Genomic DNA, 14,075 nt, shown 5'->3' on the forward strand with positions numbered 1-14,075 from the left:
AGAAAGGGGGGGAGAAAAAAAGAGAAGGGAAGAAGGGGCAAAGGAGGGCGGGAGTCCCCCACCCCCCCCCCTCCCCCCCCTCCCGGCGCTTCCGGCGTTTCCGCCGAGGATTCCCGCCGCCCGCCACGGAGTTCCCGAACCGCCCGATGGGCCGTCACGCGCCGTTCACGTCCCGGTCGCTGACTTTCGGATGAATGAGGGCCGCCCACAGTTGTACAGCCAACTGCCGGGTCCTCCCTCCCCAGCCTCCGTGACCAGCCGCGCGCGGACCCGGCGCCGACCCCCGGCGGACCGGGCCCCGGGCGGCGGACAGGACAACCGTGGCCGCAGGCAGCGCCCTGACCCTCACCTCCTCCGCCAACCCCGCCGAAGGCGACCGGCTCACCTTCCACTGGACGACCGACGCCCCCGACGCCAAGAACTGGGTCGGCGTGTACGACGGCGGCCGCCAGCCCGGCAACGGCAGCTCCCTCGTCTGGAAGTACGTCCCGGGCACCTCCGGCGACCTCCAGCTCGACACCTCCGCGCTGACCGGCGGCCCGTACACCGCCTACCTGCTCGCCAAGGACGGCTACGGCGTCCTCGCCCAGACGGCCCCGTTCAGCTTCCGCGCCAAGCCGGCCGTCGTCCGCCCGCACAGCGCCGTGGACGCCCTCACCACCGCGCCCGTCGCCCCCGGCGCGGCGGTCTCCGTCAAGCTCGGCGGCCTCTGGTCCCGCCCGGCCGGCAACCCGGCGGGGAGCGCCGCCTTCCGCAAGGTCAGCGGGCCGTCCTGGCTGAACGTCACCGCCGACGGCACGCTCACCGGCACCGCGCCCGCGGCGGGCAAGAGCCCCGAGGTGGCCGTCGTCGGCGTCAAGGACAGCGCGGGTGCCGTCGACACCGTCACCGTCCTCATCCCCGTGGTCGACCCCGCCGCGCCGCCGCGCCTCAAGGCCGCCAGCTGGAACCTGCACGACGCCGGCGCCGGGTACACCGACGCCCTGGAGAAGCAGCTGCGCGTCGTCCTCACCCAGGGCCTGGACGTGCTCGCCCTCCAGGAGACCGCTGGTGAGCGGGCGAAGACCCTGGCCGACGCGCTCGGCTGGTACGCCTACCAGAGCCCCGGCAGCGTCGGCATCCTGAGCCGCTACCCGCTCGCCGACGTCACCCCGCCGACCGCCGACCTGCCCGCCGCCGGGGCCACCGTGCAGCTCCCCGGCGGCCGGGCCGTCCGGTTCTGGGCCGCGCACCTCGACGAGGCCGGCTACGGCCCGTACGCGCTCCAGGACGGTCGGACGGCCGCCCAGACGGAGGCGGCCGAGACCGCCTCGCTCCGCCTGAAGCAGGCCAAGGCCCTGGCCGCCGCGGTGCGCGCGGACATCGCCCGGCACACTCCGGTGCTGCTCGCCGGCGCCCTCTCCTCGCCGTCCCACCTGGACTGGACGGCCGCCACCGCCGCCGCGCACGGCGGCGTCGGGGTGCTCAACTGGCCCGTCGGCGTGGCCCTTCAGGGCGCGGGGCTGACCGACACCTTCCGTGAGGAGCACCGCGACCCGGTCAAGTTCCCGGGCGCGACCTGGTCGCCCACCCGCAAGCAGCGCGGCGCCAAGCCCGAGCCGCAGGACCGCATCGACTACGTCCAGTACGCCGGCCCGCTGAAGCTGGTCGAGGCACACACCCTGGTCGCCGACTGGCCGCAGCCCGAGCCGAACACCGCCGCCAACGAGTGGCCCTCCGACACCGCCGCCGCCGTCGCCACTTTCCAGCTCTGAGAGGCCAGTTCGTGATGTCCGAGCTCTCCCGCCGCACCTTCGTCGGCGCCACCGCGGCCGTCGGCGCCACCGCCCTGACCGGATTGGGTGCCGCCCCCGCCGAGGCCGCCCCCGCCGCCGCCCCTGCCGCCTCCGAGCGGCTGACGGGCACCATCAAGGACGTCAAGCACGTCGTCGTGCTGATGCAGGAGAACCGCAGCTTCGACCACTACTTCGGCACGCTCAGCGGCGTCCGCGGCTTCGGCGACAAGCAGGCGCTCCAATTCCCGGACGGCGCCGACGTGTTCCGCCAGCCGGACAGCCGCCGCAGCGACGGCGGAGCCATGCTGCCGTACCGGATGGACACCTCGAAGTACAACGCGCAGAACGCCGGCGGCCTGCCCCACGACTGGGCGACCGGCCACCAGGCGATCAACAATGGCGCGATGAACAAGTGGATCGCCGCCAAGGGCGAGCGCACCATGGGCTACTTCACCCGGGACGACATCCCCTACCAGTACGCCCTGGCCGACGCGTTCACCCTCTGCGACGCCTACTTCACCTCCCTCGCCGGCCCGACCGACCCCAACCGGCTCTACCTCTGGACGGGCACCTCCGGCCCCGGCCGCGACGGCACCACCGGGCCCTGGATCGACAACACCCCGGTCACCGACAACCCCGTCGCCGACTGGACCACCTACGCCGAGCGCCTGGAGCAGGCCGGCGTCAGCTGGCGGGTCTACCACAACCCCAGCAAGGACGACCGCACCGGCGACTACGACGACAACGCCCTCGCGTACTACCGCAAAACTGAGTCTAGCGGGAACGGTCCGCCAGGCGGCCACGACCGGCACAGTTAAGCCCCCGCCCGGAAGGGAGGGGGCTCACTTGTTGCCCCGACCGTCCGTCACGGGAATGACGCCGGACGGCCGGGACAGGCCCCGCTGGGGTCCCTTTCCACGGACAGCGGGGGTGGTGGCCCGGCCGCCCATCGGGGGACGTAGGCAGCCGGACCGGTCAGGGGGTCAGCCGTGGACGGGCACTGGGTTGTCCGGGCTGTCCAACCACACGGTGTGGCTGTCAGGGGTGACCGTGAGGCCGAACCTGTCGAACTCGGGGCGGCCTTGGTCGGCCCACCACTGCCAGGCCGCCGCCACCTCGTCCCACAGTCGCCGGGGGCCGGACTGGTACACGTCGTACTCCGTGCGGCCCCGCTCGTAGTCGACGGACGCCCACGACTGGGTGTCCCGGCTGTAGATCCACAGCGTGTACGCGCCGTCCTCGTACCGCTCGGCCCGCCAGAACGCGCCGGGCACTGCGGAGCCGATGACGAACTGCTCGAACCACCCACCGGTGTCCGGAGGGGCCAGGGCGGTGGTGGTCTTCACCCCATCGGCGGGCCACTGCTTCCCGAGTAGGTAGTCCTCGAAGGGCGGCCGGTCCGTGCGCTGCTGGCGCAGCCGCATGAACGCAGAGCTGCGGGTGAACCGACCGCTCGCGCTGGTCCCGTCGTCGTTCACAGTCAGCCGGACGATCTGCTCTCCGCCGTACTCGGTGCCGAACGGAGCAACGATGATTCCACCGGGGGCCGTCTGCTCAAGCCACGCCGAGGGGATCTCCAGCAGGGAGCAGGTAGCGATGACCCGATCGTAGGGAGCGCCGTCCGCCCAGCCCGCGCGCCCGTCACCCTCGATCACGGTCGGCTCAAGGCCAGCCCGGTCCAGGTTCTCCCGCGCACCGTGAGCAACGTCCGGGTCGTACTCGACAGTCACCACGTTGGGGCTGCCCAACCGGTGAGCCAGCAGACCCGCGTTCCACCCCGTGCCGGCTCCGACCTCCAGCACCCTGTCACCCGGGCGCACGTTGAGGTCCTGAAGCATCGAAAACACCATCGTGGGCATTGAGTTGGATGAACTCGGGGTCGTGCCGAGTCCATCACCCTTGTGGTCTCCGTCGTCCCACTGCGTGGTCAGCGGGATGTCCGAGTAGACCGCCCTGCGCCACGCTTCGGGGTTCTGTGACCGGTACACCACGGGGTTCTGCTTGGTGCCGTCCGCGATGCCCGGCCAGATGCGATCCGGGACGAACAGTTCGCGGGGTACGGCCTTGAAGGACGGGAGCCAGTCCGAGGAGAGAGCGCCGCTGGCCACCAGCGCGGAGGCGAGCCCCTGGGGACCCGCCTCCTTGTGCGTCTCGCTGGTCACTTACCGCCGCCACCCGCCGGGCTCTGGCCGTCAGAGGTGTTCCCGCCCTCGTCGGAACCGCCGCCGCCGTGCCCGGCGCCCTTGTTGCTGTCGTCCTGCTGCCCGCCGCCCTTACCGTCGCCGGACCCGCCGCCGCGCTTGCCCATGTCCATACCTCCATACTCGTTGGGCCCAACAGGCAACCGCCCATTGGGTGGTGCTGGCCCGTCCCGGCCAAATCCTTCCCCAGGTGGCCGGGACGGGAGTCTGAAGGGGCTAGGACGGCCTTGGGGTCACTCGCCGTCCCACTTGCCCGGTACGACCGTCACAGCGTGCGTAACGGTCTGGAGAAAGGCCGTGTGGCCCGACTCTGCGGTGTGGGCAGAGATCGCCTTGGTGAGCGCGTCCATGTCGAGCGGAGCACTGCCGCTGCTCCACATGCACAGGCCCTCACCGTCGGCACACCGACCGAGACCGACGATCGGCGCGTCGGGGTTGTGGTTCACCGTGTACTCACGGAACCGGAACCGTTCCTTGGCGATCACTCCGCCACCTCCTCAGCGGTCGCCGGGCCGTCGATGCTCACGTCGTTCGCCGGGGCTTCTGCGACCGGCTCACAGCCCCTGTGCGCGGGCATGTAGTGCTCACGCGGCGGGCGCTCATCGAAGTACCCGGGCTGTGCCGGGTGGGGGTTGTGCGGCACGTTCAGTACCCTCCCGCGCCTACGGCGCGTCTCCGCTCGCAGGATCAAGGTTCGGCGTCGCAGCGCCTCAACGCCCGGCAACTCGGCGGGCGTCAGCTCAGGGCGGGAGTCAGTCACCGAGACCCCCACGCGGGTCGGGGCAGCCGTCCCAATCGGCATGCTCTTCACGCCACTTGGCGACCATGTTGAGGATCGTGGGGTTCGCCGAGTACTTCGACGCCACGGCATCAAACCCGGTGCAGGACGGGCAGTCGTTCGCCGTCGCGCCAGGGGGGTTGCTCTCCATGACGGTGGACTCAGGCGGCGCCACAGCTACGCGCCTCCCCGTGATGATTGGCACAGCCGGGGCACACGTACCGGTACCCGCTGGCCTTACGCTCCGCCTCACCCTTGAGGTAGTCGGCGCGCATTGCCTCAAAATCGGCCGGGGTCGCCCGCTTACCGGAGGGCCGCTGGAACCTTCCGGTGGCCGTTCGCCGTCCACTTGTCGTCATTGCCGCTGGCCCTCCAAACGCTGAATGCCCGTCACGTCGCAAGGACGGTACGGGCATCCGTTTGTTGCGAGGGGGACAAACTGTCCCCCTAACCAAACGATCTACGCGGCGACTCCGATTGACTCGGCCAGCGCGACGGCCGAAGCCTTGAGCGGGCCCACGGCCGTTCGCTCAATGGCTGCTGCCAGGCTGCGCGCCCCCGGTACGTACCGGACTCCCTCTGGGGTCACCGCCACGGCCTCTCCGAGGTAGTGCACAGCGGCAGCCATCTCCTTGCGCTGCTGGTAGCCGTAGGCAATGTCCAGCAGCAGGCGAGAGCGGCGTTCGAGCGATGGGATAGACGCCGGGTCGATGCTCTCGGCGCGCATCAGCGCTTCGCCCGGCCGTTGCAGGCCGACACCGATGGACACGGCGTGTACGTCCACGTTGGACATGGCGAAAGCACTCTGTGCGTGCCAGTACCCGGCCGGAAGCTTCCGCGCGGTCTGCTCAGCCTCAGCGAGGTACCGCTCAGCAGGGCCGGACACGCCGTCGAGCCCGTGAGTGCAAGCAGCCTGTAGGTTCAACTGCCCATAGGCAGCGAGGACTTCAGGCGCGCCGGCTTCCAGCATGGGACGGACTACGCTCATGCCCATCTCAGCGGTATGCACTGCCTCGTCCACGAATCCGGCAGCGCGCTGGCCAATGCTGACAGTCCACGCTCCGAGCGCCAGCGACACCGGGTCGTCGGCGTTCTCCGATGCGTCCCGTGCTCGGTCCAACGCCATCCAGTACAGCTCCGGTTCGGAGATGTGCGCGAGCATCCGTTGCACGAGCCGGTAGAGGTCTGCCAGCGCCGAGTACGCTCGGCGCTTCTCGGCACCCTCGTGAGTACGGACCGATGCGTGAGCGTCCCGGAGAAGGTCAGGCAGGATTGCGCCAACTTCGGTGCGCTGGTGGGTAGATGTGTGCCACAGCCTCCATGCCTGTTCCACAAGGCCCTTGAGAACATCCGGGGGCGTCACTACACCCGGAACCGGCTGAAAGCTCACGGAGTGCATTACCGCCCGGATCTTGGGCACGGAGACGTGACTCACCTTGCCCGTGTCGGTGGCGGGGATGCTGATCTCGGCACCGGTGAGGATCGACACGTCATCTACGTGAAGAACCTGGGCGAGCTTGATGAGCATGCCGACGCCACGGATCGGGCGTTCGTTGTTCTCGATCTTCTTGAGCCAGTCGGACGACCGCCCGACCAGACCGGCGACCACGGGGCGGGTCATTCCTCGACGCTCCCGCAGGATGCGGATTCGTTCGCCGGTCGTCAGTTCTGCGGGTAGCTCTGTCATGTGGGTCTCCCGAGACACGCGCCTAGTCGTGTCAGCGTACGCCGGACGGCGCACTCTTGACAGGAGTCCAATGCCCCGCAAGGAAGCGGCCACACCGTGGCTGACGGACCGACAGACGAAGAAAGGCCCCCGTCCTGCCCGGCGAAGGGCGGAACGGGGGCAAGGTACTGCTCAGCGGGGCCGGTAGGGCGCTCGGTGCCACAGGCCCCGGGCGTCCTGCCAGAGACCGACTGTGGCCGGTGGCAGGCACCTGCGCGCATCGTGCGGGCCGGTTCGGTGGGCATCGCCAGCGCGGGTGCTGGCGAACGTCTGGCAGCAGGCCGGGCAGTGCTCAGCGCGCAGGCCAGACCACTCCCGGCCGCATGGCGGGTGAACGATCTTCAACGGTGCCTTTCGTCGGTTTCGAAACTGGAATCTGAGGGCTTCAAATGGTCGGGCTGGCCCATCTCCCCGGCCCTCGCCTGAAAGGCCATCCACGGTCCGCCGTGGCAGTGATTAGAGGGTGTTCCGGTGGCCGGTCTCCCTCGCGTGCGCGCGTACGCCTGCACTCGCATGTGCATGCGCGCGTTGCGCCCGCTGTTTTCGGGCAGCGAAATGAGGGCTTGGCCAGTAATTTCACAGGGAAACGGCTTGACGCGAAAGTCCCAGACCCGTACAGGGGTCGATTCCTGCTATAGCGCTGCGGTACAGAGATAGGGGGGAGGGGGTCTACCCCCAGGGGTAGGCGCGGGTTTCGATCTTACGCAGCAGCGAGCATGCCCTTTCGGCGAAGGCGGTAAGCCTTGGCCTTATGGGCATCCGAGCAGAAGGAACGAGCCCTTCCCGTTCCTATCCAGCCAGCCTCATTGGAGCAGTCGGGAAGCTGGCAGGTGGCGGACCAGCGCGCGTCTTCTTTCTCCTCTGTCTGCTCGGCCTTCGACTCTATGCAGTCAGCACAGAAAGCCCCGTGCTGGTTCCTGAATTCAGGATGCCTTTGCCCGCAGCGCGAACAGGATTCCTGCACCTCATGCCGCTTGGGCTGTGATGCTCGGTAGTCAGCTTGCCTGCAAGCACCGTTGCAGTACCGCTTATTGCTTCTTCCGTTAAGGGACTTGTCGCACCAGTTGCAGGCGTGGCCAATGGTCAGCACTTCGAGCGCTCCACTTGATAATGGTCATTTGATATCTCTCCTTATTCAATTCCGATTTTCAGTTGTGCGAAGAATGGGGGCCCGGTTGTCCGGCCAGGCCCCCATCATCAGATCAGCACTGGGTGTCGCCTAGTGCGAAATGCGAGGGCTCTACACACTTCTTGTCATAGCACGTACGCCGGAGCCTCTCAGTCTCATTCAGCGGCCGGTGGAGGACTCGGTAAATCGCTCGGTGTGCAAGCTCGCGCTTTGTGTGTCCGTGCACCTGGTACTGAACCGTTGCTCGGCCCTTGCGGTCCAGCTTTGCCGAAATGAGGCAACCCGTTGCCTGGTTTCGCGTAACGCGATTCAGTGCCCGCAGGGCAATTTCTCGGTCAGTCAGCTCATGATTCATCGGTTCCACGGCTCCATGTCATTCACGGGAGAGGAGGGGCCGGCCGCCGGGTCGAATACGGCGTCAGGCTCGGCGTTCGGGTCCAGTCGGCCGGGAAGCGCGCCGTAGGTGTTCCCGTTGAATTCAAGTCGATCGGTCAAGATTCGGTCCACGGCAATTCGGTCCGCATTCCAGTTGATTCCGCCGCGCGCTGCCATGTATCGCCACTGCCGCTCATTGCCGCCCCAAGGGTTTGCGAGGTCAGCATCCAGGCCCTCCACGGTGTATGCCAGCGTCACCAACTCGTCCATCAGGCAAGCAAGTTGAGTCGCTGCAATCACTGCTGCGGCGCGCTTCTCCTCGGCAAGGCTGGTCACTGCGGCCCGCCAGTCAGCGCGCACCGAGATGGCCGCAGCGCGAACAGCCGCAGCAGATTCGGCAGCAAGCTCATAGGTGGCCATCTGCACCCGCTGAGCGTCCGCAAGGCGCGTTTCCAGCGGTCCCCGGTTGGTCGGCTTGGGAACTGGCTTTCCCTCTGCAAGAGCCAGCTTTACGGCCCGCTGGTCCTTCTCTTCCGCCCTGGAAATCTCGCTCTCGGCGAGAGTCACGGCGTCGTCAGCGTCAGCGCGCTTTTCCAGCATCTCGTCAAGGCGTGCAAGGGCGCCCTTCACACTCTCCGGCGTGCAGGTGTAGGTATAGGCCGGAATTGCGCGCGAGGACTGGTCATAGAGGATGCTAAGACGCTTGGCGCGGGTTTCCGAAGTCATGTCAGTCATTTGTTTATCCTTATCGGAGAAAAGTGGCCCGGAGTCGTGAATCAGAATCCCGCAGAGCTGCCTTCAGGAATGCTCTCCGCTGGCTCATCTCGCCAGAAATGCCATCCGAATCCCGGACTAGTCTGAGTGCTTCCTTGAGGATTCAGCACTCGAATTGTCAGGCTCGGGTTTTCCGGCATTCCTGCGGGCACATTGGTGATGGACTCGCTCATTTGTCAGCTCGCGAAGCGGCGCTCAAGGATTCGGGCAGCGAGCTTCACGGGATCAATTTCTGTGTTCCCCGGGTGGTACTCGGCAGCGCCCCCGCCCTTAACCAGTGGCGTAGGCGTGGTCTGGAGTGGCGGACGGAAGTGCTCGGCCAGCTTCCGAGCGTCCGCCGTGATCTCCTCGGCGTTGGAGCCGGTAAGGCGGTCGCGCAGTGCAGCAGGAACGGAGAACTGGGCACCGATGTGCTGACGCAGTGCGGAAAGGTCGGCGGCCGGCTGCGGGGGCTCATTCTCTCGCTTTCGCCCGTTGGCGGCGGCCTCCGCTTCGACTTCGGCACGGGCGTTGTTGATGTGCTTGGAGATTTCGGATCGTCGGTCCATTGGTCGGCTCCTAGTCGGTTTTGGATACAAAAAATGGCCCCGCATCACGAGTGCTGCACATCCATCGGTCTCCGACAGGACCGTTGGGAAAGCAACACCCGCAACACGGGGCCTACCGACAGGAGAACTCCCGTCGGCGAGGGATCGGCAGGACGACTCGCGCCGTCGTGCCGGGGCACACTATTCAGTTGATCAGTTGTTGGGGCGCGTCGGTACGCTCCCGGGCCGTCGGTTCGCTGGGCTGACAATCAGCGCCTGTCCGGCCTGTACTGCGGAAGGATCTCCCGTATCAGAGTTAACCGGGGAAGGTTAACGACCTGCGGCCTTCAGCGGGATCTATGGGGGGCGGTAAAGCCCTGAGCTCCAGAGAGATCTACGGCGGGTGGTTAATAACCCGCACTTCGCAGGGGCCCACCCGGAGCAGCTAGCACTGCCCGCCATCCCCGATCCACCTAGATTGACTCGGACCGGTTAACAGGGACGGGCCTCCGGCAGCGCCACACGGGCCCCTGGGGGCCGCACGCGCCCCAAGTGGGCACGGGCTCCGGTCAGGCTGGCTCACGGAGGTCCTGGCGGGGCTCTGGCGTCGACAGCGCACAGCGACCGCCAGTCGTCGTCACGAATCTCCGTGGAGGCGTTACGGGATTCGTATTTCACCTATAGGGCATGAGAGGTAGTGCTATATGTAGTTCCAACTACGTAACAAACCCTAAGAGATTCGTGACAAACATGGCTTGACCTGGGGATATCTGCTGCCGCGCTGCTAGTCGAAACTGCACGGGCCCGCCAATGGCAAAAGCCCCGCCCTGGCCAGTGAGACCAAGGCGGGGCCGATTCGGGTTGTCAGGCAGCGACCAATAGTTCCGGGTCGGAGTCGAGCCCGTCGTGTGCGTCGAACTCCTCGGGCAGGTCGAAGGTGACCACAATCCGTTCTGTGGCGTTGGCCGGGTACAGGGTGACCTTCGCGCCGTAAGACTCCAGGATGTGACGGCGCTCGGCGTCGTCCTGCGCAGCGTCCCACTCATGGGACACGCTGCGGCCGGTCTCCTCCCAGTACCAGCCCGCCGGGCGGTCCGGTTCGGCCTCCACCTTGGTCAGTTCCCGGCCAAGCTCGGCGTACCGGCTACGGAACCACGCGGTATCGGCCTCGGACTCGTACAGACCCGCCTCACGGTCGGCGCGCAGCCGGGTGCGGGCGGCTGTCAGGTCTGCCACACGGGCGGCCTTGCCGTTGCCCGGGTCGAAGACTCGTTCCCGCAGCGTGGCCGGTCCCACGGTGTTCAAGAACACGGTGGTGACGTGCTTATCCAGCGCGGGGACGGCGATGGTCGGCGACGGCTTGCAGTGCTGAGACTGGGGCAGGCCCCGTTCCCGTCCGGTGCAGTGGTAGGCGGGCACCTTCTTGCCCTCATAGGTGGACTGCCCGGCAACGTACAGCCGTTCTCCGCACTGCCCGCAGTCTCCGAGGTCCGACAGCAGGACGACGCCCTTGGGGGCCCGGCTGCCGGTGCCGGACGGCGCGCATTTCTCAACAAGGGCAAGGTGCGTGGTCCGGTCCCACAGGGGTTCGGGGTTGCCAGGCAGCCGCACCGGCTTGCCGTCGTCGCCGACGACCGGCCGACCCCCGTGCATGAGGTAGCCCAAGGCGGCCTCGCTGGTCAGGATCGCTGCCAGGCCCTTGCCGGACCACGGGGAGCCCTTGGGCTCACGGCCGTACGTCACCGCCCGCCAGTCGGCCGGAGACAGCACGCGGGCCCGGGTGAGCCGGGCGGCCTCCGTGTGCGGGGTGATCTTGCCGGTCCTGTCAGCGAGGATGCGCCGCGCTGCCTCCCTGGCGTACTTCGCCGAGTCCTCGACGTCCGTCTCTACGGACGTGACCTTGCCGCCAGGGATGGCCCTCACGTACCGGAAGCCGTAGGACGGCCGGTTGGCCACCTGCCCGGCGGCACGCGCCCGCTTGGTCTCCTGCCGGTTGCGCTCACGGATAGACCGGTGCTCCATCTGCGCGCCCATGGCCTTGAGCGTGAGTTCGTTCTCCTGGTTCGGGTCGTCCAGGTCCCACAGCCCCCGGTGGTCGGCCGTGACCAGCTTCCGACCGGCGTCCCGGTTCTTGTACGCCGTGTTCAAGGTGTCCACGACGTTGCGGCCTATCCGGTCCACGGCGGACGCCGCTATGCCGTCGTACGGCCCCATCTCGTCCCGCAGCCACGGGCCGAACTTCGGGCGGCTCATGGGGTCGGTCGCCCCCGACACCTCCCAGTCGTCGGCCCACGCGATGATGTGCCCGCCCACCTCGGCGACAGCCGCGAGAATTAGGTCACGCTGCCGGGCGGGGCTGCTTGTGGCCTTCTTCACACGGGAGAGTCGCCGAACCCCGACAAGGCACATACCGCACCCGTCGTAGTCAGTGGCAAAAGCATCATCTGCGCTGGTCATAGCCATGTACGCTACCTGCCTCGGTGTCCGAGGTAGCAACTCCGAACAGGCGAACTACCCGCTCTCCTACTTCAAGCAGTTCCACAACTTCCCGCCCACCGACCCGCGTTACATCAACGCGATGACCAAGTTCGACCCGGCCGCCTTCGACCGCCACTGCAAGGACGGCACCCTGCCGACCATCTCCTGGCTGGTCGCCCCCTACCTCTTCTCCGAGCACCCGGAGGCCGGCCCGGCGTACGGGGCGCACTGGGTCAACCAGGCCCTCCAGTCGCTGATGTCCAACCCGGCGGTGTGGGAGCACACCGTCTTCCTGGTCATGTACGACGAGAACGACGGCTACTTCGACCACATGGTCCCGCCCACCCCCGAGCCCGGTACTCCCGAGGAGTTCACCCAGGGCCGCGCCATCGGTCTCGGCAACCGCGTCCCGCTGTGGGTCGTCTCGCCCTGGTCGCGCGGCGGTTGGGTCAACTCCCAGGTCTTCGACCACACTTCCGTGCTGCGCTTCATGGAGCTGGTCACGGGCGTCGCCGAGCCGAACATCTCGGCCTGGCGCCGGTCCGTCTGCGGCGACCTCACCAGCTGCTTCGACTTCGCCGCGCCGAACCCGTCCGTTCCGTCGCTGCCCGACACCACCGCCCTGATGGCCAGGGCCGACGCGGGCACCAAGCTGCCCGGCGTCGCCCTCCCGGCGGTCGGAGCCCAGTCGATGCCCGTCCAGGAGCGCGGCGAGCGCCCGCACCGCCCGCTGCCCTACCAGCCGTGGGCCGACGTGGAGGTGGACCGCAAGACCGGCAAGGTCACCTGCACGATGAGCAACGACGGTTCGGTGGCCTTCCCGTACACCGTCTACCCGAACATCGCGCTGCCCTTCGCGGGCACCCCGTACACCGTCGCCCCCGGCGCCACCGCCCGCTACGTCTGGGACGCCGCCACCACCAACGGCCGCTACGACTTCACCGTCCACGGCCCGGACGGCTTCGTCCGCCGCTTCGCCGGCACCGTGGTCCGGGACGGGCAGGACGGCCAGAACGACATCGGCGTGCCGATCGTCACCGCCGACCTGCACGGCAGCGTGCGGCTCACCTTGCAGGTGGCCAACGACGGCATGACCGACGTCTCCTTCACCGCCGCCCCCAACGACTTCGCCGGCACCGCGCAGACCGTCCGGGTCAAGCCCGGGCAGCAGGTGAACCTGTCCTGGCCGCTGGACAAGCAGGGGCGCTACGACGTCGTCGTCACCGCCCACACCGGCCTGCGCTTCGTGCAGCGCTACGCGGGCTGGGTGCACTGACCCGGTAGCGGGCGGGCCGCGGGCCGGGGGCGCCGAACCGGTGACCCCCGGCCGTGGCTCGGCCGTCCGGGCGGGGCCCGGGGCTACCGTCGGGCGCATGCAGAAGATCACCACCTTCCTCTGGTTCGACGGCCAGGCCGAAGCGGCCGCCACCTTCTACACCTCGCTCTTCCCCAACTCCCGCATCACGCAGGTCACCCGCTACCCCGAGACCGGCCCCGGCGGAGCCGGCTCGGTCATGACCGTCGCCTTCGAACTCGCCGGGCGGGAGTACGCGGCCCTCAACGGCGGCCCCGAGTTCCACTTCACCGAGGCCATGTCGCTGCAGGTGGAATGCGAGGATCAGCAGGAGGTCGACGAGCTCTGGGCCGAGCTCACCGCCGACGGCGGCCAGGCGGGCCCGTGCGGCTGGCTCAAGGACCGCTTCGGCCTCTCCTGGCAGATCACCCCGCGCGTCCTGCTCGACCTGATCGCCGACGAGGACCGGGCCAAGGCCGGCCGGGTGATGGCGACGATGATGCGGATGCAGAAGATCGAGGTCCAGCCGCTGCTCGACGCGGCCAGGGGCTGACGCGATGGCCGCGCCCGCCTTCCGTAGCACCCTCTACCTGCGCGCCACCCCCGAGCGGGTCTGGCACGCCCTCACCAACGCCGACGAGTCCGGCCTCTACTGGGGCCACCGCAACGTCTCCACCTGGCTGCCCGGCGCGCCCTGGGAGCACCAGCGGGCCGACGGCTCCGGGACGGCCGACGTGATCGGCGTCGTCGAGGCCGTCGACCGCCCGCACCGGCTGGTCACCACCTGGGCGGGGCCCGGGGAGCGACGCCCGGGCGGTCCCTCCCGGGTCACCTTCGAGCTCCGGGGCTGGCACGACCTCACCCGGCTCACCGTCACCCACGACCAGCTGGCCGACGAGGCCGAGCGGGCGGACGTCGAGCAGGGCTGGTCGGCGGTGCTGTCCAACCTGAAGACCTACCTGGAGACCGGCCACCCGCTCCCGCAGGAACCCTGGTCGATGCCCTGAGCCCCCTGAAC

At 68.3% G+C, this 14,075-nt stretch carries 12 protein-coding genes; 5 read left to right on the top strand and 7 right to left on the bottom strand.

Annotated features, from left to right (window positions below; all coding sequences use genetic code 11):
• Positions 1–320: 320 nt before the first annotated feature.
• Together ACFVX9_RS28635 and ACFVX9_RS28640 are read left to right on the top strand one after the other, a co-directional pair.
• Positions 321–1,754, top strand: coding sequence for an endonuclease/exonuclease/phosphatase family protein (locus ACFVX9_RS28635; RefSeq protein WP_387984257.1), 1,434 nt, complete (start codon positions 321–323; stop codon positions 1,752–1,754).
• Between the two features lie 14 nt (positions 1,755–1,768).
• The gene (locus tag ACFVX9_RS28640; protein WP_387984259.1) at positions 1,769–2,593 is read left to right on the top strand and encodes an alkaline phosphatase family protein; all 825 of its coding nucleotides are present in this window, start codon (positions 1,769–1,771) and stop codon (positions 2,591–2,593) included.
• 165 nt (positions 2,594–2,758) lie between these two features.
• Here the strand turns inward: ACFVX9_RS28640 and ACFVX9_RS28645 are convergent, their stop codons facing one another.
• The 7 genes from ACFVX9_RS28645 to ACFVX9_RS28675 form a co-directional block, all read right to left on the bottom strand.
• Positions 2,759–3,937: a methyltransferase domain-containing protein gene (locus ACFVX9_RS28645; RefSeq protein ID WP_387984260.1), complete on the bottom strand. Its 1,179-nt coding sequence runs from the start codon at positions 3,935–3,937 to the stop codon at positions 2,759–2,761.
• Entirely contained in the window at positions 3,934–4,083 is a 150-nt protein-coding gene (locus ACFVX9_RS28650; protein WP_174315642.1) for a hypothetical protein, read from the bottom strand. The genes ACFVX9_RS28645 and ACFVX9_RS28650 overlap by 4 nt, the downstream gene beginning before the upstream one ends.
• A gap of 126 nt (positions 4,084–4,209) precedes the next feature.
• Positions 4,210–4,461, bottom strand: coding sequence for a hypothetical protein (locus ACFVX9_RS28655; RefSeq protein ID WP_387984262.1), 252 nt, complete (start codon positions 4,459–4,461; stop codon positions 4,210–4,212).
• A 753-nt stretch (positions 4,462–5,214) separates the two neighbouring features.
• Positions 5,215–6,441 (bottom strand): helix-turn-helix domain-containing protein, encoded by a 1,227-nt coding sequence (locus ACFVX9_RS28660; protein WP_387984263.1) that lies wholly within the window; start codon positions 6,439–6,441, stop codon positions 5,215–5,217.
• 1,519 nt (positions 6,442–7,960) lie between these two features.
• Positions 7,961–8,719 (bottom strand): hypothetical protein, encoded by a 759-nt coding sequence (locus ACFVX9_RS28665; protein WP_387984265.1) that lies wholly within the window; start codon positions 8,717–8,719, stop codon positions 7,961–7,963.
• A gap of 215 nt (positions 8,720–8,934) precedes the next feature.
• The gene (locus ACFVX9_RS28670) at positions 8,935–9,306 is read right to left on the bottom strand and encodes a hypothetical protein (RefSeq protein WP_387984267.1); all 372 of its coding nucleotides are present in this window, start codon (positions 9,304–9,306) and stop codon (positions 8,935–8,937) included.
• Between the two features lie 843 nt (positions 9,307–10,149).
• Positions 10,150–11,742 carry a recombinase family protein gene (locus ACFVX9_RS28675; RefSeq protein ID WP_387984269.1) on the bottom strand — a complete coding sequence of 531 codons (1,593 nt, stop codon included), beginning with the start codon at positions 11,740–11,742 and terminating at the stop codon, positions 10,150–10,152.
• A 4-nt stretch (positions 11,743–11,746) separates the two neighbouring features.
• Here ACFVX9_RS28675 and ACFVX9_RS28680 point away from each other — a divergent pair, with 4 nt between their 5' ends.
• From ACFVX9_RS28680 to ACFVX9_RS28690, 3 genes are all read left to right on the top strand, one after another.
• Positions 11,747–13,039, top strand: a complete 1,293-nt coding sequence (locus ACFVX9_RS28680; RefSeq protein ID WP_387984270.1) for an alkaline phosphatase family protein — start codon at positions 11,747–11,749, stop codon at positions 13,037–13,039.
• Positions 13,040–13,136: 97 nt separating this feature from the next.
• Positions 13,137–13,610, top strand: a complete 474-nt coding sequence (locus tag ACFVX9_RS28685; protein ID WP_063350692.1) for a VOC family protein — start codon at positions 13,137–13,139, stop codon at positions 13,608–13,610.
• 4 nt (positions 13,611–13,614) lie between these two features.
• The gene (locus ACFVX9_RS28690) at positions 13,615–14,064 is read left to right on the top strand and encodes an SRPBCC family protein (RefSeq protein ID WP_380378358.1); all 450 of its coding nucleotides are present in this window, start codon (positions 13,615–13,617) and stop codon (positions 14,062–14,064) included.
• Positions 14,065–14,075 lie beyond the last annotated feature (11 nt).

This window comes from Kitasatospora sp. NPDC058243 (assembly GCF_042882025.1).
Taxonomy (GTDB): Bacteria; Actinomycetota; Actinomycetes; order Streptomycetales; family Streptomycetaceae; genus Kitasatospora.